The organism is Allorhizobium sonneratiae, assembly GCF_023700755.1.
GTDB lineage: Bacteria > Pseudomonadota > Alphaproteobacteria > Rhizobiales > Rhizobiaceae > Allorhizobium > Allorhizobium sonneratiae.
In genome coordinates, this window is sequence record NZ_JAMKOJ010000008.1 from 177,713 (window position 1) to 195,672 (window position 17,960).

The window sequence follows — 17,960 nt, forward strand, 5'->3', positions numbered from 1 at the left end:
GGAGAGGATCGTGATTTATGGTTAAGATATTCTTAATTGGCCGTTGATCGATAAACGATCCATGGTGCAGCATTAATTATGAATGGAGGCAACATAGGCGGCGCGGCCATCTTCGATCTTGACCCATGCGCCCGGATTGGCGGCATCCTGACGCTTGAGATAGGTATATTCCGTTTCGGACCACAGCATGACCTTGTTGCGCATGTTGTCGAGAATGAAATCGCCGCGATCGGTGCGAAATGTCAGTACGGCATGACCTTCGCCGTTGGGCTGAAGAACCACCGTCATCAACAGGTCCGATGTCGGAATGCCTTTCTGGATCAGCAGCTTGCGCTTCATCAGTGCATAATCTTCACAGTCACCGGCGCCGGATGTGGGGTATTCCCATTTTTCCTCGACGCCATATTGCTGCAAATCGGTTTCCGGACGCACGGTGGTGTTGACCGTGTAATTGACGTCCAGAACGGTTTTCCACATCTCAGGCGTCAGATGAGCGGGGCCTGCATCGCCACCGGCTAGCGGCTGGCACTCTCTGGGGTATTCCTTGCAGAAATCGTAATGACCGATGGGCTGGCTGGTGCGACCCGTCAGTTCCATGGTCAATGGAGCAGCTGCGGCCGTAAGGCTGGACAGGCTGAGCGTTGCAGCAGCAAGGAAAATGGCGAAACCGAATCTGTTGTTTTTTGTCATTGGGTCTCTCCCCGGTTCATGAGAAGAGTATTGCCATGGATAATTTTACCGGTCGCAAAATCTGGAAATCAATTTAAGTACAAATTCGAGATCAATAAGTATTAAATGCAAAATAAATTTGATTTATATTTGAGGAAAATTTGATTAAAATTTGAGTTGTTTTTTATAGGATAACGAGCGACACGGCTTGATGCCTGAGTGAGAAATTTCAATTAAGTCATTGTATTGATGTGCTATTTTGTAATTTTTTCTCGCTTTCCCGTTGGTTTCATGTGACGGCATATGTATCGTTTTGGTGCGATCTGGTGGGGGTATTGCCGTGAAAGCTGTATGGAAATCACTTGATATGTGTCGTTTTGACCGGATTTCCTCATGATTTCGATTGAAGAAATCTGTAAATGCCTGATGATGTGGTTAATATACTTTGAAAACAATGGGGGCCTTTCGCTCAAGGCAGGATTGCTCGCAATTTTACATGAAGGATGGCGGTTGTGGCATCTGTCCCATCAGGCGCTCTTCGGTCATTCAACTGCTTAATTTGCAGAAATTCTGTCGCAACAGGGGCAGAAATGCCGGTGGTGATGGTTTAAGCAATGGTCGACAAGATTGCTCATTCTCTCACCGCAAGAGTGCCCCATGTTTTTGTCCGTATTCGATGTGTTCAAGATCGGTATCGGCCCGTCCAGTTCCCACACGATGGGACCGATGACGGCAGCCAACCGGTTTCTTGATCTTGTGCTCTCCGATGAATGGCCCCGTCCGGCTGGGGCTGTGGTGCATGGTCTGAAGGTCAGCCTGCATGGATCGCTCGCCTTTACCGGCATCGGTCACGGAACGGATCGGGCGGTGATCATCGGCCTGACCGGAGAGCAGCCGAAAAGTGTCGATCCGGACCGGATGGATGCGATTGTTGCAGAGGTGGAAAAAACCGGCAGGGTCATGCCGCCGGGCCATCGCGGTTACGCCTTCCAGCCGAAAACGGATCTGATCTTTGACAAGCAGCAATCTCTGCCGGGGCACGCCAACGGCATGCGGATTTCGGCTGTCGATCAGGATGGGCGCATTCTGTTGACCCGTATTTATTATTCGATTGGTGGCGGCTTTGTCGTGACCGACAGCGAGCTTGAGGCGATGCGCACGGTGGCAAAAAAGCCTGCCGCGCAGAGTCTGAAAGTGCCCTATCCCTTTGCCTCGGCACGGGACATGCTGGCCATGGCGGCGTCTTCGGGGCTGACGATTGCGCAGATGAAGCGGGCGAATGAAGAAGTGATGATGGACCGCGCCAGTCTCGATGCCGGTCTGGACGATCTCTGGCAGGCGATGCGAAGCTGTATCGATCGCGGTCTGCGCGAGGAGGGAATTTTGCCCGGCGGCCTGAAGGTCAAGCGTCGGGCCAAGGCGATCCATGACAAACTGCAGGAAGAGTGGCGTTCCAACAGGCTCAATCCGGTGCTCGCCAATGACTGGCTCTCGGTCTATGCCATGGCGGTAAACGAGGAAAATGCCGCGGGCGGCCGGGTTGTAACGGCGCCGACAAATGGTGCAGCTGGCGTTATCCCTGCCACGATCCGCTATTATCAGCATTTTCATCCCGATGCCGATGAGAATGGCATTCGCGACTATCTGCTGACGGCAGCGGCAATTGGTGGCATCATCAAACACAATGCCTCGATTTCCGGTGCGGAAGTCGGCTGTCAGGGCGAGGTCGGTTCGGCAGCGGCCATGGCGGCGGCGGGACTTGCCGCCGTGATGGGCGGCACGCCCGAACAGATTGAAAATGCCGCTGAAATCGCGCTGGAGCATCATCTCGGCATGACCTGTGATCCTGTCGCCGGCTTGGTTCAGGTGCCGTGTATCGAACGCAATGCTCTGGGCGCGGTGAAGGCCGTGACCGCAGCATCCCTGGCGGTCAAGGGAGATGGCAGCCATTTTGTGCCGCTTGACGCCTGTATCGAGACCATGCGCCAGACCGGCAACGACATGAGCGACAAATACAAGGAAACCTCGACTGGCGGATTGGCTGTGAATGTCGTCGAATGTTGATTGAACGCTTGCCTCGAAACGATAGATAAGATGTCGGTCGCTGCACAAGCTGGCTAAAGCTTTCTCGCCTTGTGCAGCAACTCCGGCTCTCATGCCGGAAGCATACCGGCCCGTATCATTGATGAAGACAAGAGAGCATGACGTTACATCTGATCAAACTCTGTGTCGGCGCCGACAGCCTTGATGACCTCAGGCAATGGGTGGCCGAACGGGCACTTGTTGCCGTTTCCGCCGGGCTTGAGCCGCACAGTTCGCATGTGACCCGCATGGTGCCGAAGCGGATTGAAGAGCTTCTGGATGGCGGCTCGCTTTATTGGATCATCAAGGGGCAGGTTGCCGCGCGGCAGAAACTTCTGGATATCGTCAGCTTTACCGGCGGCGATGGCGTCAATCGCTGTGAACTCGTGCTTGGCCCGGAAGTGATCGAAACCAGCCCGGCGCCCCGCCGTCCGTTTCAGGGCTGGCGCTATCTCGACGCCAAGGATGCCCCGCGCGACCTTATGGCCGGATCGGACCATGACGATATGCCGGATGAGCTGAAACGGCAACTGGCCGAGCTTGGGCTTTTATAAAACTCTACACGCAAAAGGCTGCCACCTGTTTTTGCAGCGTCATGCATTGAGTCAAGCTTATATAAGATGCTGTAAAACCTTATATTCTCTGTATAATATCCTGAATTGTTTCCGGTTTACGCAATGGTTCGGCAAGAGAAAAACCGGGGCTTTTGCCATCGCGCCCTGCTGGTGTGACAGGGCTGCAATCACATCTTTGCTTCCTCGTTGCGACTGCTTGTTTTCCTGTCGAAATGGGCAGAAAATCATCGCTGCGGGCTGAACTTTTTTCCCGCTCATGCGTTGAGTGATACCGGACATCAAGATCCGTTTCTTCTGTCAAAAAGAGGTTGGTTTCCCATGAAGATGAAAACTGTTGTTGCTGTTGCGTCCCTGCTTATTTGCGCCACGTCGCTTGCCTCATGCGGAAACACGATCCGGGGAATGGGAAGAGATACGGCCAATGCCGTGCACGCCACCAAGGACGCGACCCAGGATGTTGCCCATTCGGCTCAATAAGCCGGATTGGTGGTGATTTGATCAAGGAGAGATGTTTCACCCCTCTCGCAAAACAAGCAGAAAAGGGGTGAAATATCGGTCCGCAAGGTTCGAGATTTTGTAATGCGTTAAAAGCTTCAGGAAGCATTGCATAGCGGATGCATAGGGCAGCTGTTCCTGTCCAGATGGTCCTGCATTGCAGTGAAAACACAAACGAATGTCACCGTTGAGGGAGGACGTAGCATGTCGTTGAGTTTTCTGGCCAAATCCAGTGCGTTTTACATGGCTCTTGTCATGACTGCGGCTTTCATTCACCTCATGGCGTCGATTGCCACTCATGAGCCGCGCGAGATGAGCGCCAGCCGCACCAATGGCGCGACATTGAGTATGAATGAATAAGGATTAGACAGTCTTCATCATGTGGTTTCGTTGACCATGATGAAGACTGTTTGTTGTGGGATGACTGTTTAGGATCTAACCTTCGCGTGCTGCCGGTTCCAGATGTTCTCAGGCCGCATGCTGTTGGGGCATTCGTTCAGACGTGGCCGAACGGGACGGGATGGCTGCCAGAGTCAGGATTTCATCGACAAAACGTCCGCCATTTTCCAAAGCCTTGGCGAGATTGGACACCTGAGCCGGATCGAGGTCATGCAAAAGACCGCCCCTGTCAAAGATATCACGATAGGCGGCGCGCTCTGTGAGGGGCGTTTCCATCACAGGAACATGGCGGTCGATGAGAAAACTGCGTGCGGCCTGCAAGGCCCGTGTGGTGACAGCGGCATTGACCCTGTTCAGGACAACCGAATGGGGAATATGGATGCCGCAACCAAGCTCCAGTTCGTGCAACAGGTCAAGAATATCGGCGCCTCCAGCGGCATCCATGGCGCAGCCTTGAACCGGGATGAAAACATGATCGGCAAGCCCGACGGATTTTGCCAGCAGCGCATCATGGATCGACGGCAGGTCGATGATGACAATACCGTCCCGCTGGCGGGCTTCTGCAACAATCGCCTCAATTGTGTCTTCCGTGACATCGTAAATCACATCGAGACGCTCTGCCGGCAGATCCGACATGTCATACCAACGGCTGATCCAGCCGCGCGGATCGGCATCGATAATGGTAACCGGATAGTTCCGGCGAACCAGTTCGCAGGCAAGAATCATGACAGCGGTTGTTTTGCCCGCGCCACCTTTGGTATTTGCAAATGTAAAAACTGGCATGAAGTGTCCTTGATGCTGACAGGGTGGCATACGTGGCTTTGTTTGGATTTGCCTCACAAAAAACGGTTTATGCTGTGATTGCTGGTCGTCATGCATGGTATGAGCATAACTTGCCTCTACCCTTCGTGGTGCTCTTCGGCTCCAGTTCTCACGTTAATTATTAATTAATGAAATTATAAAGTTGTAAAGTGGAATATCGCAACCGTCATGAAGGATTTGGGGATAAACTATCTTAAAATCAACGGCTCATACCTGATCCAGTTGGCCACAATCCTGATGGCGCTGATGCCCGTGCCGGTTATGGCGCAAACCGGCTTCTGTCATGACTGGATGTTTCGTGGGGTCGCCTATCGCATTTGCCGTTTCGATCCCCGTCACGACATGATCCGTCTTTATGATCACGCGCCGGACGGTATTCCCTATGCCGGTTTCGACCGTTTGCAGAGCCAGCTTTCGGCAGAGGGAAGGCGACTGGTTTTCGGCATGAATGGCGGCATGTATCTGGATAATCTCGATCCGGCCGGTCTGTTCATTGCCAATGGCATGACCCTGAAACCAGCAGTGACCGGTGATGGCTGGGGCAATTTCTATCTCAAGCCGAACGGGGTTTTTTACCGAGAGGGCCGGATTGCCGGTGTGATGGAAACACAGGCCTTTCTCAACTCCGGCATTTCACCGGATATGGCCACGCAGTCCGGGCCGATGCTGGTGATTGATGGCAGGATTCATCCCCGTTTCCTGCCCGATAGCGATAGCCTGAAAATTCGCAATGGTGTCGGTGTCGATGACAAAGGCGATGTCATCTTCGTGCTCAGCGAGGATCCGGTACGCTTTTACGATATGGCGCTTTTGTTTCGTGATGACCTGCACACGCCGAATGCGCTCTTTCTCGATGGCAGCATTTCCGCCATCGCCGAGCCGCAGAACCAGCGTATCGATCGGGGTGCGCCGCTGGGTCCGATCCTTGCCGTCATCGCGGATGATGCCCAACAAGCGGACAAGAAAAGGGATGACAGCGCGGCGGCAGCGGAGGCACATCGAAATGGTCCGGCTCCAGCCCCGACCGGTCCCGCTCAACCATGAGGGTAAAGGCGCTTTCCAGATGGCGGGTGAAGCGTTCCGTATCGAAGAGCGGTTTCAGGAATCGGTTTTCGCCCAGTTTGCGGCGAAGCGTCACGAGGGTGTCCCGATCCTGCGCCAATCGGGCAGTATAGGCCACCAGATCGTCGGGCGTTTGCATCACCAGTTCATCGAGACCGAGGGCATGAAGCAGGCTTTCAGAGACACGTGAGGCAAAATTGCTGCCCTTGTGGGTCAAGACGGGAAGGCCCGCCCACAGCTTGTCCGATGTGGTTGTGTGACCGTTATAGGGATAAGTGTCGAGGCCGAGATCGGCGCATTGCAGCCGGGCGAGATGGGACTCGTAGCCGTAGAAATCGGCAAAATGAATGGCGCTTGCCGATACCCCCAGGGACACCATGTGATCCAGAAAATTTTGCCGCGTTGCAGGTGGGCAGAGGATCCACAACAACGCATTCGGGATTGCCGCCATCAGCCGCGCCCACAGCCTTGCCGTTTGTGGTGAAATCTTGCGCACAACGTTGAAACTGGCCAGCACGAAGGCCTCTTCCGGCAGGCCGAGATCCTTGCGGGTAGCAGGCGGCGGCAAAGGACGAAACAGATTGTCATTGGCCTGATAGCTGTCCGGCAGGCGACAGAATTTCTCATGATAATAAGGTCGGGCGCTATCCGGGGTGACGATGCTATCACCAATGACATAATCGCAATCAATGCCGAAAGCGGAACCGGGAAAGCCGAGATAGGCCACCTGCAGCCGGGCAAGGCCGCTATTGACCAGATTGATGCGGCAATCCTTGGTGTGCCCCTTGAGATCGACCAGAATATCGAGATCGAGGCTGCGGACCATTTCTTTTGCCGCCTCGTCATCCTTGGGCAGGCAGTGCAGATTGGCAAGATCAGCCCGGAACCCCCGGTCATGGGCAATCATGCTTTGCGGGGTTATGCAAAGATGGTGAATATCGAAGCGCTCACGGTCATGGCTCGCGAGAACGCCGCGAAAGAGGCGCATTGTCGGATGCTGATCGCAGAAATCGGCGGAGAGGTAACCGATCCTGATCCGGTCGTTTCCCGGCAGGGGCAGGCTGCGCCGCGCCTGTTTTGAGGCCGGGGTAAAGGCTTCGCCCTTGGACATCCGGGTCTGGCGGTGATTGATCGCTTCATCACCGCACCACAGCAGATGATCATAGGGATCATCGACCTTGAAAAAGGCCGGATCACGACTCTCCATTCCCTTCAGCACAGCGGTATTGCTGGCCTCTGCCTTGGCGATCAGCAGCCGGGAGCGCAGCAGGCGCCGCACAGTATTGTGCGTTTCCGGATCGAATTGATCGTCCCGTACCGCCTTGAAGGCAAGCGGCAAGGCCTCCTCGTCCTTCTCTTCCATCAGATAGAGACGCGCTGCCAAAAGATAAAGCAGCTCGCGATTGCCGGCAGCCTGACCGGCGGCTTCGACATAAAGCCGGGCGGCTTCGAGATTCTGCTCCAGCCGCGCATGACATTGCGCCGCCAGCAAAACCGCCGGAAATGGCCGTTCTCCGCTGTCCATGACCGGCTGCAAAAGGCTGAGACAGGCGTCTGTCTCTCCGCCTTTGTAAAGCTGCATGGCACGGGCCAGTCTCTCTGTGTCCTGCATGGTCCTTAGAGTGCCGATTTCGGATAGGCGCGCTCCAGCCCGCCGGACCGCACCAGTCCCTGGCGAAAAGCGTGATAGGCGGCATGCTGGCTGGAACGGGCGATTTCCATGAGGCGGATCTGCAGCCTTGCAGGGGCGGTGTTGCCCAGCCATTCCCCGGCGCGTTCCAGTTTCAGCGAATTGAGGAATTTCGCCTGTGCCGCCGTTTCCAGATAGAGATAAAGCCCTTCTGCCAGAGCTTCATCCTGCTGCGGATTTTCCAGCAACAGGGTCAGAAAGGATTGATCCTCCTCACCCAGGCTGCTCAGCTTGGCAGACACCGTATCGCGGTCAGGAAAGGGGGCGCTGGGTGGTGACATTCTGTCCTCCTGCAACGGATTGTCATATCGTGTTCTGCTTAATCAGGCCGGACTGGTGCGTAGCTTGCGCCGCAACCCAGAGAAGAGGGGCCGATGGCAAAGGGACTGCTGCGCGGCGGCAAAGGGGGAACGGCGAAATGATCGGGTTCCAGCCCTTGTCGCGCCCGCTCGATCATCATGACGAAGGCTTTTTCAAGATGGCGTGTGTAACGCTCTGTATCGAAGAGTGGCGCGATACGCCGGTTTTTGATGAGCTTTTGCCGCAAAGCCGCCAGTGTCTCCGGTTCTTGCGAGAGCCTCACGGCCAGATCGACAAAGGCAGCATCATTGTCTGCAACCATTTCCGGCAGGTCGATGGCGTGCAGCAGGCTCTCGGAGACCCGTGAGGCAAAATGGGTGCCGCGTTTGGTAACAAGTGGCAGCCCCACCCATAACTGTTCCGAGGTCGTGGTGTGCCCATTATAAGGAAAACTGTCGAGACCGAGATCGGCAGCGGGAAGGCGGGCGAGATGGTCGAGATAGCCGGTTTTGGCGGCAAAGATCACACGGGCCGGATCAATGCCAGCAGCGGCAACGGCACGGCGAAAATGATCGTCTGCCAGCGCGCCACCGCTCAGCATCCATAACACACTGTCGCCGGTGCGGCGCAGGATCTCCATCCACAGATCGAAACAGTCGGGCGTGATTTTGCGGATGGCATTCATTGCAGCGAAGATGAAGCGGCCTTCCGGCAGGCCTAGCGCCTTGCGCGACAAGGGCGGCGGCAGCGACCGGCGCAGATTGTCATTCGGCTGATAGCAGTCCGGCAGCAGGCAGAATTTCTCATGATACCATGGCCGGCTTTCCGGCGGCGTCACAATGGCGTCCGTGACGATGTAATCGCAATCCACCCCTGTCTGGCTGCCGGGAAAGCCGAGATAGGCGACTTGTATCGGGGCTGGCCCGCGATTGACGATATCGAGGCGGCCATCGAGCGTGTGTCCCTTGAGATCGACCAGAATATCGATCTGGCGCGCCCGGATCGCAGCGCAGGCTGTTTCCGTGTCAAGATGGCCCAGCGGGACGATACGCTCGGCATGACGTTTGCGAAAATCACCGTCGGCGGCAATCATGGCCGGGCTGGTATGGCAAAACAGGGTAAAATCGATGGCCTGCGGATCGTGAAAATCCAGCACGCCCTGCAAAAGCTGCATCGTGGCGTGACAATCGGAAAAATCGCTGGAGAGATAGCCCACCCGCGGTCTTTGGGAATAAACATGCGGCCGGTGCCTGCGGCGATGACGATCCTCCGGTGTAAAAGCGGCAGCGCCCTCGACAAACGTCACGCGGCTGTTCAAGGCCTCGTCCGCGCACCAGGCAATATGGTTGAGTGGGCTTTCAATGCCGAAATAAAAGGGGTCGTTTCGGCGCATTCCGGCAAGGATGGCGGCATTGGAACTTCGCTGTTCTTCGATATCGAGCCGCTGGCGTAAAGTGTGACGAAAGACATAAGCTGCTTCCTGATGGCGTGGATCAAGCCCGAGCAGCAGGCGGGCGACGTCATGGGCCTCATCGAAACGTCCGGCGGTGCGCAACAGCGTCAGGGCCAGTGACAGGAGTGCGATCTTATCGGGGACGCCTTCCATCGCATCGGCAGCGATACGATAAAGTGTTGCCGCAGATGCATTGTCACCAAGCCTCGCCTGGCACTGAGCAAGAATCAGAAGGCCCGGCAGGGGCAGGGCGGCACGGTCCCTTTCGGCTTCAAGCAGGATGCGGGCGCTGGCAAAATCCTGCGCCTGATAGAGCTGCATGGCTCTTTCCATGGCAGAGGGCATCGGCATTTTCCTCTCCGGTTTCAGGTGTCTGACCGCAGAACAGGGTCTGCGCAGTCAAGCTTGAGCGAGGCTTGCGGCCTGTTTTGCCTCTGATTGACATAACCCTTTTCTGTGCCGACTGTCTCTCTCTGTTTTGTCAGGATTCGTTTCAAGTCATTTTCAGGCTGCGCGCCTGTGCAGGGAGACACCATGCCCGCCTTGACCCTTTGCATGCCAAGCCGGAGGCCTCTTGCCGAAGCGCGTGCTTCCATCGACAGCGCGCTTGCCTTTTGCGAGGCACGTGATGCGCTTCTCGTCATCTCCGATAATTCGGGTGAGGCTGAGAAGCGTGCAGCTCTGGAGCAGATTTCTCCACGGCTTATCTGGCTGGAAAGCCAGGCGGAAAACGCATTTGCCAATATGTTCAATGCCGTCTCCGCCGCCACGACGCCCTTCATCATGCTGATTGGTGATGATGATGCCATCGTGGCGGATGAGGGCATCGAAGCGGTCGATCTGGACGATATTCCCTTCGATCATATCGGTCTTTTGCCGGTGATCGAAACCTTCGGGCCGGATGGCCAGACCGTTGCGACGCGTGCCTTTGCGCTGGAAGACGAAACGGCGGCGGAGCGCATGTTCGCTTATCTGTCCTTCGTTACAGACAATGCTGCTTTCTACTCGATCTTCCGCCGGGAGATCTGGCTATCCGTTATGGATCTTTTCCTGCGCCATCACCCGACAAAGGGCGCCTATGCCGATTGGGCGCTCACCTTGAGCCTGTTTTCTTCCGGCAAGATGGGCAAGGATGACACGATCCGCTATCGCTATAATGCCTCGCGCTGGCAGACGGCAGAACAGGTCGAGACCATGCGCGCCTCCCTGCTCAAGGAGGCTGGCCTGCCGGAGATGGCGATGCATTTCGAGACGCTTCTTCTGTTTCTCGATGTCTTCGTGCTGGTCAACCGGGTGGGATCGCCGCTGTCGATCGACGAACGGCAGCAGCTTGGCAAGCATACCGTCAACCGGCTTCTCGGTGCCTTTGTTCAGAAGGTGGCGGAAACACCGGCGCTTTATGGCGAGGATATTTTGCAGCTTGCCGAAATGGTGCTGGATGAAAAGGACAGCTTTACCCAGTTTCAACTGGCCATGCTGATGGCGGAACGGTTGCAGCCCGGCCTGAAGGACAAATATATTGCCTTCATTCAGGCAGCGATTTCCGGCACGTGAACGATGGCCGTTTCCATGCCCTTGCTGAGCCTGTCCATGCCAAGCAACAAGCCGCTTGAGAAAAGCCGGGCGGCGATTGAAAGCGCCCTGGCGTTTTGTGAGGCTCGCGATGCGTTGCTGATTGTTGCCGACAGTGCCGACGATCCTGAAAAACAACGGTTTTGCCAGAGTGTCTCGCCAAGGCTCCGCTATCTTGCCAGTCGGGAAAAGCGGGCGCTGTTCAACTTCAATTGTGCTATTCAGGCAGCAGAAACCGACTTCATCATGCCCATGGCGGATGACGATCTGATCTTTGCCGATGCGGGTGAACCATCCGTCGACCTTGCCTGTCTTCCCGCAGGCGTAGCCGGGCTTTTTCCCGTGCGTGAAGAAGTGGGGGAAAACGATAGTGTTTCGGCAACACGAACCTTCAGCCTGCCGGGCGCCGACCCGGCCGAGCGGATGCGCACCTATCTGAGCGAAGCGGGCGGCCGAAACAGCGCCTTTTACAGCATCTTTCGCCGTCGGACCTTGCAGGGGATCATGCGTCTTTTGACGGCCTTTCATCCGAATGGCGGCGCCTATACCGACTGGTCTGTCGTGTTGTGCCAGCTGGCCTGCGGGCCGGTTCTCTTCGATGGCTCGATCCGCTATCGTTATCGGCTGGGCAATTGGGCCGATGCGCAGACATCTGCGGCTTCATTGGCCGGTCTTTACCGGGAGGCTGGCCTGCCGGAAGCCTCGCCGCTGTGGATGCGACTTTTGACCTATCTCGACCTTTTCGTGTTGGTATCCTCACCGGTCGTGGCGCTTGGCGAGGATGACAAGGCGCAGTTGACCGCACGGTTGAGCTCCGGCCTGCTGCTCGATTTCACCAGCCGGGTGGCGGACGATCCCGCCGGTTTCGACGACCACGCTTTGGCGCTTTGCACCATGATCACCGAGGAAGCCGACAGTTTCACACGCTTCCAGCTTTCTCTGATGCTGGTGGACCGGCTGCAGCCGGGGCTGAAGGATCGCTATGTCGCCTTTTTTCGCGCGGCACTGGCGAACTGAGCTCTTTGACTTGTCCGGTCTGAAAGGCGATAAGCGCCGGATGATTTCAGCGTGAGGACAAGACCCGGATGACGCGCACCATCATGCTGCAGGGAACAGGCTCGGATGTCGGCAAGACCGTTCTCGTTGCCGGTCTTTGCCGTTTGGCCCGCCTGAAGGGGCTGAATGTCCGTCCTTTCAAGCCGCAGAATATGTCAAACAATGCCGCCGTTGCCGATGATGGCGGCGAGATCGGCCGGGCGCAATGGCTGCAGGCGCTGGCCTGCGGGGTGCCGTCGTCGGTGCATATGAACCCGGTACTTCTGAAGCCTCAAAGCGAAAACGGCAGTCAGATCGTGGTGCAGGGCCAGGTATTCGGTCAGGCTGCTGGGCGCGATTATCAACGGCTGAAGCCTCAGCTTCTCGGGGCGGTGCTCGACAGTTTCGACAGGATCAAGGCCGGGGCGGATCTGGTGATCGTCGAGGGGGCTGGCTCGCCCGCCGAGATCAATCTGCGCGCCGGAGATATTGCCAATATGGGCTTTGCCACCTGCGCCAATGTGCCTGTAGTGCTGGTCGGCGATATCGATCGGGGCGGCGTGATTGCCTCGCTGGTCGGCACCCATGCGATCCTCCCGGACGCGGATCGGCGGATGATCTGCGGCTATATCATCAACAAGTTTCGCGGCGACCAGAGCCTGTTTGCCGATGGAATCAAGGCGATTGGCCGCTATACCGGCTGGCCCTCCTTCGGCATCGTGCCGTTTTTGAAGGCGGCGGCCAGATTGCCCGCCGAAGATTCCGTGGCGCTGGAGCGATTGACCCGCAGCGCGGACGGCGCGCTGAAAATTGCCGTTCCCATGCTGCAACGCATCGCCAATTTTGACGATTTCGATCCGCTTGCGGCAGAGCCTGCCGTCGATCTCGTCTATGTCCGCCCCGGTGAGCGCCTGCCTGCCGATGCTGCGCTCGTCATCCTGCCGGGCTCGAAATCCACGATTGGCGATCTTGAGGATCTGCGTCGGCAGGGCTGGGACCGCGACCTTGAACTCCATCGCCGCCGAGGCGGGCGGATCATCGGCATTTGCGGCGGCTATCAGATGCTGGGGCAAAGCGTTGATGATCCGCTTGGCCTTGAAGGTCTGCCGAAAAAAGTGGCAGGGCTCGGTCTACTTGATATTGAGACCGTCATGGCCCCGGAAAAGACGGTGGCCAACAGTCCGGCCCGCGCTCTGCACTACGATGTGCCGCTGCAGGGCTATGAAATTCATCTCGGCAAGACCACGGGGCCGGATTGCGCGCGTCCGGCGCTGTCGATTCGCAATGTTCCCGATGGTGCAACCTCAGCCGATGGCCGGGTTTTCGGCACCTATCTGCATGGGCTCTTTGCCAATGACGCCTTTCGCGCGGCCCTGCTCAAGGATTTCGGCGTACTCGAGACCAGCGAAAACTATCGCCAATCGGTTGAGCAGGCGCTGGATGATGTGGCGCTGGAACTGGAAAAGGTGCTTGACCCGCGCTTTCTCGATCAGCTTTTCGGCGGATCGGAGCGAGACTGATTTTTTGTCTCTCCTCTATCCTGGCGGTTTAGCCAGTCGGCGATCATCCACACCATCAAAGCCCAGGCACCGCCCACCGTCCAACCGGCAAGAATATCGGTTGGGTAATGCACGCCGAGAAACACACGGCTGGTGCCGCTGAGCAGGGTCAGCAACAGCCCGCTCAAGATGACGAAGACCCGCAGACGCCGGGTGGGCTGGGCGCGGGCCAGCATAGCCCCCAGTGTCAGATAGGTAATGGCCGACATCATCGCATGGCCACTTGGAAAGCTCATGGTCTGCACCTCGACCAGATGCGGCACGATTTCTGGTCGAGGGCGCGAAAAGAGCAGCTTCAAGCCGCGTTCGGCCAGCGCGCCGAAAGTGATCGCCAGCGTGACGATAGCGGCATTGCGATATTGCCGTGCGGCGGTGAGATAGAGAACCGATAAAAGGGTGATCAGCGAAATCAGTGTAAAGCCGCCCAGGCTGGTAATGTCGCGCATTGCCAATGCCAGCCAATGCGGGCCGATCATCATCGAAGGATCATCCTTCAACCGCAGTGCCAGCAAGATTGCCCTGTCGAAGGCATGGCTTTCCTCCTCCACCACATCCTCGCTGATCTTGGCGAAAGCAAGCAGGAGTCCGCCAAGGACCGTGAGCGCCAGAAGCAGTCTTGGTTCTACGCGGTTTAAAAGCTGATTGCGGATGAATTTCAACGTCTTGCTCCTTTTTTGAGGAGATAGGGTTGAAGCGTGCCTTTTCCAAGCCTTACAGATCAAGAAGAAGAACAGGGCAGGGCGCGCCCGCTTCAAGCGCTGGCGCGTGTGGTGGGCGGATGATCAGGCCATTGGCTTCAGCCAACACCCGCATCATTGAGGAATCCTGCCGGGAAAAGGGAGTTGCCACCATTGCAGCCCCATCCTCGTTCATAATCCTGGCGCGCAGATAATCCTGCCGCTGGTCGTTGGCGGCAAGGGCTGTGGCGGTGCGGGCCATTCTCAGCCGGTCCGGTCTCTGGCGATGGCCGAGACGGCAGATGAGCGGCTCCAGAAACAAAAGGGCGCAGACCATGCTGGAGACCGGATTGCCCGGCAGGCCCAGCACCGTCATCGGTCCGAGCCGTCCGACCATCAGAGGTTTACCCGGCCGCATGGCAATTTTCCAGAAATCGAGCACCATGCCCGCCTCCAGCAGGGCAGGCTGCACCAGATCGTGATCGCCGACCGACGCACCGCCCGTCGTGACCAGCACATCGGCGCCCGCGGCTTCGGCGCGGCGAATGGCGGCGATGATGTCTTTCCTGTCGTCGCGCACCAGACCCAGATCGAGCACCTCGGCACCAAGGCTTTCAGCAAGGCTTTTCAGGCCGTAGCTGTTGGAGGCAATAATTTGATCCGGCCCCGGTATTTCTCCCGCAGACACCAGTTCATCACCGGTGGCAATCAGCGCAACAAGCGGTTTTTTATAGACGCGGACCACAGCGTTGTTGGAGGCAGCAGCCAGCATGATGGTGGAAAAGCCAAGACAGGTGCCAGCCGTCATCAGCCTGTCACCTGCGGCAAAATCCTGACCGCGTGGGCGGATATTGCGGTTTTTGCCGACCGGTTCCAGCACGATGATGCGGTTTTCGTCAGAGTGCTTTTTAACATTTTCCTGAATGAGAACGGCATCCGCCTCATCGGGAACCGGAGCGCCGGTGAAGATGCGCACACATTCGCCGCGACTGAACGTGCCGGTAAAAGCGCGACCGGCAGCCGATTCGCCCACCACGGTCAACTCGACCCCGGCCTCAGCCGCGTCCTCGCTCTTCAGCGCATAACCATCCATGGCAGAGGCGTTGAACGGCGGCTGGGTGAGATTTGCATGAACATCGGCTGCAAGAATGCGGTCACGTGCGACAGACAGCGGCACGTCTTCCGTTCCGGTCAGCGGATGAGCCTTCTCCAGCAGCCGCGCCTGCGCTTGCTCAACCGGCAAAAGCGCCATCAGCCAGCCTCCTCCAGCCGGTAAGGGCCGGATTTGCCGCCGGTTTTTTCCAAAAGCCGGATGCCGCCGATCTCCATGGCTTTATCGGCGGCTTTTGCCATGTCGTAAATCGTCAGGCAGGCGACGGACACCGCCGTCAGCGCCTCCATTTCAACGCCGGTCTTGCCAGTGAGCTTTACCGTGGCGCGCACGACAAGACCGGGCAAGGCTTGGTTTTCGCTGATCTCGACGGAAACCTTGCTCAGCATCAGCGGATGGCAAAGCGGAATGAGATCGGCGGTGCGCTTGGCTGCCATGATACCGGCAAGCCGCGCGGTACCGATCACATCGCCTTTCTTGGCGTTGCCAGCGAGGATCAGGTCCAGTGTTGCGGGGGCCATGCGCACATGGCCCTCCGCTGTTGCGACACGAACGGTTTCATTCTTGTCGCCGACATCGACCATATGCGCCTCGCCGGACGCATCAATATGGGTCAGACCCGCTGTCATTCGGCAGCAATACTGGCACTCTTGCCAGTCAGCAATTCTCGCGTGGCGGACCTGACATCGGCCTTGCGCATCAGGCTTTCACCGACAAGAAAACTGTTGATGCCGGACGCTTTCAGCCGCATGCAATCGCTATGGGTGAAAATGCCGCTTTCGCCGACCAGAAGCCGGTCAGACGGCACCATGGAGGCCAGTCGCTCACTAACGGCAAGGTCGACCTCGAAAGTGCGCAGGTTACGATTATTGATGCCAACAAGCGGTGACGTCAAACGAAGCGCACGCTCCATCTCTGCTTCGTCATGTACCTCGATCAGCACATCCATGCCGAGCTCATGGGCCACGCCTTCAAGCTCGGCGGCTTCTGCATCTGAAAGCGAGGCCATGATCAGCAGAATGCAGTCTGCCCCCCAACTGCGAGCCTCATAAACCTGATAGGTTTCAAACATGAAATCCTTGCGCAGTGCCGGAAGTGCGCAAGCCGCCCGTGCTGCGATGAGAAATTCCGGAGCGCCTTGAAAACTTGGCTTGTCCGTCAAGACGGATAGGCAGGCTGCGCCGCCTTCCTCATAGGCTTTTGCCAGCGATGGCGGATCGAAATCCTCACGGATCAGACCTTTGGACGGACTGGCCTTCTTGATTTCCGCAATCAGGCCAAAACGGCCTTCGTCTTGTCTTGCCTTGAGCGTCTTGTAAAATCCGCGTGCGACGGGTTGGTCGGCAGCGCGAGCCTTGATCTCGGAAAGGGGAAGGGCCGTCTTGGCGGCGGCGATTTCTTCCCGTTTGTAGGCTTCGATCTTCTTCAGGATATCACTCATGCTTATCCTCCGTTGGAGACGGCAATCAGCTTTTCAAGCCGGGCAAGGGCTGAGCCGCTTTCAAGCGATTGTGCGCCCAATGCCATGCCTTCTTCGATCGTTGCAGCCTTGCCGGCAATAACCAGCGCAGCAGCGGCGTTACAGAGTGCGACATCGCGATAGGCATTCTTCGCACCTTCAAGAACGGCACGGAGTGCCTTGGCATTATGCACACCATCGCCGCCCTTGAGCGCCTCAAGCTTGACCGTTTCGACGCCAAAATCTACTGGCGAGAGGTTGAAGTGACGGATATCACCGTTTTCCAGGGCGGAAACCTTTGTTGTTCCTGTCGTCGTGATCTCGTCGAGCCCGTTGCCATGCACAACCCAGACACGGTCGCTGCCAAGATCGCGCAGGGTTTCGGCCAAGGGCTCGACCCATTGTGGCGCATAGACGCCCAGCAACTGGCGCTTGACCCCGGCAGGATTGGCGAGCGGCCCGAGAAGATTGAAAATCGTGCGCGTCCCAAGCTCGACACGCGCGGGACCGACATGGCGCATGGCGGCATGATGCATCTGGGCAAACATGAAGCCGATCCCGGCCTCTTCGATACAGCGCGCGATGATGTCCGGGCCGATTTCCAGATTGACGCCAAGCGCCGTCAGACTGTCGGCCGCGCCGGATTTCGAGCTCAGGGCCTTGTTGCCGTGCTTGGCGACGGTCACGCCCGCGCCTGCGACGATCAGGGCGGCAAGCGTCGATATATTGTAGGTTCCCGTGCCGTCGCCGCCCGTGCCGACAATATCAATGGCATGTTCGGGCGCTTTCACCGGCAGCATTTTCGCTCGCATCACAGAGACGGCGCCAGCGATTTCGCCAACCGTTTCACCCCGCATTCTCAGTGCAATGAGAAAGCCGCCGATCTGGGCAGGCGTTGCAGCCCCCGACATCAGAATGTCAAAGGCGGATGCCGCTTCCTGTCGCGAGAGTGCTTCGCCACCTGCCACCTTGGCGATGAAAGGCTTGAGACCATTCATGC

Annotated in this window: 19 protein-coding genes; 8 read left to right on the forward strand and 11 right to left on the reverse strand. The window is 57.3% G+C overall.

Translation table 11 applies throughout. The annotated features are described in order from the left end of the window. Window positions 1-72 precede the first annotated feature (72 nt). Window positions 73-690 (reverse strand): transglutaminase-like cysteine peptidase, encoded by a 618-nt coding sequence (locus tag NAC44_RS15500; RefSeq protein WP_250942195.1) that lies wholly within the window; start codon window positions 688-690, stop codon window positions 73-75. A gap of 636 nt (window positions 691-1,326) precedes the next feature. On the opposite strand from NAC44_RS15500, the gene NAC44_RS15505 reads away from it, so the two are divergent. Both NAC44_RS15505 and NAC44_RS15510 read left to right on the forward strand, forming a co-directional pair. Continuing rightward, a complete protein-coding gene (locus NAC44_RS15505; protein ID WP_250942197.1) occupies window positions 1,327-2,733 on the forward strand; it encodes an L-serine ammonia-lyase in 1,407 nt (468 codons plus the stop codon). A 137-nt stretch (window positions 2,734-2,870) separates the two neighbouring features. After that, entirely contained in the window at window positions 2,871-3,305 is a 435-nt protein-coding gene (locus NAC44_RS15510) for a DUF1489 family protein (protein WP_250942199.1), read from the forward strand. A 57-nt stretch (window positions 3,306-3,362) separates the two neighbouring features. Here NAC44_RS15510 and NAC44_RS15515 read toward each other — a convergent pair whose 3' ends face one another. Then, entirely contained in the window at window positions 3,363-3,605 is a 243-nt protein-coding gene (locus NAC44_RS15515; RefSeq protein ID WP_250942201.1) for a hypothetical protein, read from the reverse strand. Window positions 3,606-3,650: 45 nt separating this feature from the next. Between NAC44_RS15515 and NAC44_RS21485 the strand changes: the two genes are divergently transcribed. Continuing rightward, complete coding sequence (locus NAC44_RS21485) at window positions 3,651-3,803, forward strand: entericidin domain-containing protein (protein WP_476726967.1); 153 nt, start codon at window positions 3,651-3,653, stop codon at window positions 3,801-3,803. Between the two features lie 222 nt (window positions 3,804-4,025). After that, window positions 4,026-4,181, forward strand: coding sequence for a hypothetical protein (locus NAC44_RS15525; RefSeq protein ID WP_250942204.1), 156 nt, complete (start codon window positions 4,026-4,028; stop codon window positions 4,179-4,181). 108 nt (window positions 4,182-4,289) lie between these two features. Here NAC44_RS15525 and NAC44_RS15530 read toward each other — a convergent pair whose 3' ends face one another. Continuing rightward, on the reverse strand, window positions 4,290-5,003 hold the full coding sequence (locus NAC44_RS15530) for a ParA family protein (protein WP_250942206.1): 714 nt from the start codon (window positions 5,001-5,003) through the stop codon (window positions 4,290-4,292). A 276-nt stretch (window positions 5,004-5,279) separates the two neighbouring features. Between NAC44_RS15530 and NAC44_RS15535 the strand changes: the two genes are divergently transcribed. Next, window positions 5,280-6,086 carry a phosphodiester glycosidase family protein gene (locus tag NAC44_RS15535; RefSeq protein WP_250942207.1) on the forward strand — a complete coding sequence of 269 codons (807 nt, stop codon included), beginning with the start codon at window positions 5,280-5,282 and terminating at the stop codon, window positions 6,084-6,086. Here the strand turns inward: NAC44_RS15535 and NAC44_RS15540 are convergent. The 3 genes from NAC44_RS15540 to NAC44_RS15550 are packed head-to-tail and all read right to left on the reverse strand — an operon-like array spanning window position 5,974 to window position 9,898. Next, complete coding sequence (locus NAC44_RS15540; protein WP_250942209.1) at window positions 5,974-7,716, reverse strand: O-linked N-acetylglucosamine transferase, SPINDLY family protein; 1,743 nt, start codon at window positions 7,714-7,716, stop codon at window positions 5,974-5,976. The genes NAC44_RS15535 and NAC44_RS15540 overlap by 113 nt on opposite strands. A 5-nt stretch (window positions 7,717-7,721) precedes the next feature. After that, entirely contained in the window at window positions 7,722-8,075 is a 354-nt protein-coding gene (locus NAC44_RS15545; RefSeq protein WP_250942212.1) for a hypothetical protein, read from the reverse strand. Window positions 8,076-8,113: 38 nt separating this feature from the next. Then, complete coding sequence (locus NAC44_RS15550; RefSeq protein ID WP_250942214.1) at window positions 8,114-9,898, reverse strand: O-linked N-acetylglucosamine transferase, SPINDLY family protein; 1,785 nt, start codon at window positions 9,896-9,898, stop codon at window positions 8,114-8,116. Between the two features lie 183 nt (window positions 9,899-10,081). On the opposite strand from NAC44_RS15550, the gene NAC44_RS15555 reads away from it, so the two are divergent. The 3 genes from NAC44_RS15555 to NAC44_RS15565 all read left to right on the forward strand — a co-directional run bounded on the left by NAC44_RS15555 (window position 10,082) and on the right by NAC44_RS15565 (window position 13,674). Continuing rightward, window positions 10,082-11,101, forward strand: coding sequence for a glycosyltransferase family 2 protein (locus NAC44_RS15555; protein WP_250942216.1), 1,020 nt, complete (start codon window positions 10,082-10,084; stop codon window positions 11,099-11,101). A gap of 3 nt (window positions 11,102-11,104) precedes the next feature. Further along, on the forward strand, window positions 11,105-12,136 hold the full coding sequence (locus NAC44_RS15560) for a glycosyltransferase family 2 protein (protein WP_250942217.1): 1,032 nt from the start codon (window positions 11,105-11,107) through the stop codon (window positions 12,134-12,136). 68 nt (window positions 12,137-12,204) lie between these two features. Then, window positions 12,205-13,674 (forward strand): cobyric acid synthase, encoded by a 1,470-nt coding sequence (locus NAC44_RS15565; protein ID WP_250942219.1) that lies wholly within the window; start codon window positions 12,205-12,207, stop codon window positions 13,672-13,674. Here the strand turns inward: NAC44_RS15565 and NAC44_RS15570 are convergent. Genes NAC44_RS15570 through trpD form a run of 5 tightly spaced genes read right to left on the reverse strand, consistent with a single transcriptional unit; the run spans window position 13,644 to window position 17,958 of the window. Next, window positions 13,644-14,372 (reverse strand): phosphatase PAP2 family protein, encoded by a 729-nt coding sequence (locus tag NAC44_RS15570; RefSeq protein WP_250942221.1) that lies wholly within the window; start codon window positions 14,370-14,372, stop codon window positions 13,644-13,646. The genes NAC44_RS15565 and NAC44_RS15570 overlap by 31 nt on opposite strands. A gap of 52 nt (window positions 14,373-14,424) precedes the next feature. Continuing rightward, complete coding sequence (locus NAC44_RS15575) at window positions 14,425-15,642, reverse strand: molybdopterin molybdotransferase MoeA (RefSeq protein WP_250942222.1); 1,218 nt, start codon at window positions 15,640-15,642, stop codon at window positions 14,425-14,427. Then, entirely contained in the window at window positions 15,642-16,130 is a 489-nt protein-coding gene (moaC, locus tag NAC44_RS15580; RefSeq protein WP_250942224.1) for a cyclic pyranopterin monophosphate synthase MoaC, read from the reverse strand. Before moaC ends, NAC44_RS15575 begins: the two co-directional genes overlap by 1 nt. Continuing rightward, entirely contained in the window at window positions 16,127-16,942 is an 816-nt protein-coding gene (gene trpC / locus NAC44_RS15585) for an indole-3-glycerol phosphate synthase TrpC (protein ID WP_250942226.1), read from the reverse strand. Before trpC ends, moaC begins: the two co-directional genes overlap by 4 nt. A 2-nt stretch (window positions 16,943-16,944) precedes the next feature. Next, entirely contained in the window at window positions 16,945-17,958 is a 1,014-nt protein-coding gene (trpD, locus tag NAC44_RS15590; RefSeq protein WP_250942228.1) for an anthranilate phosphoribosyltransferase, read from the reverse strand. Between the last annotated feature and the right edge of the window lie 2 nt (window positions 17,959-17,960).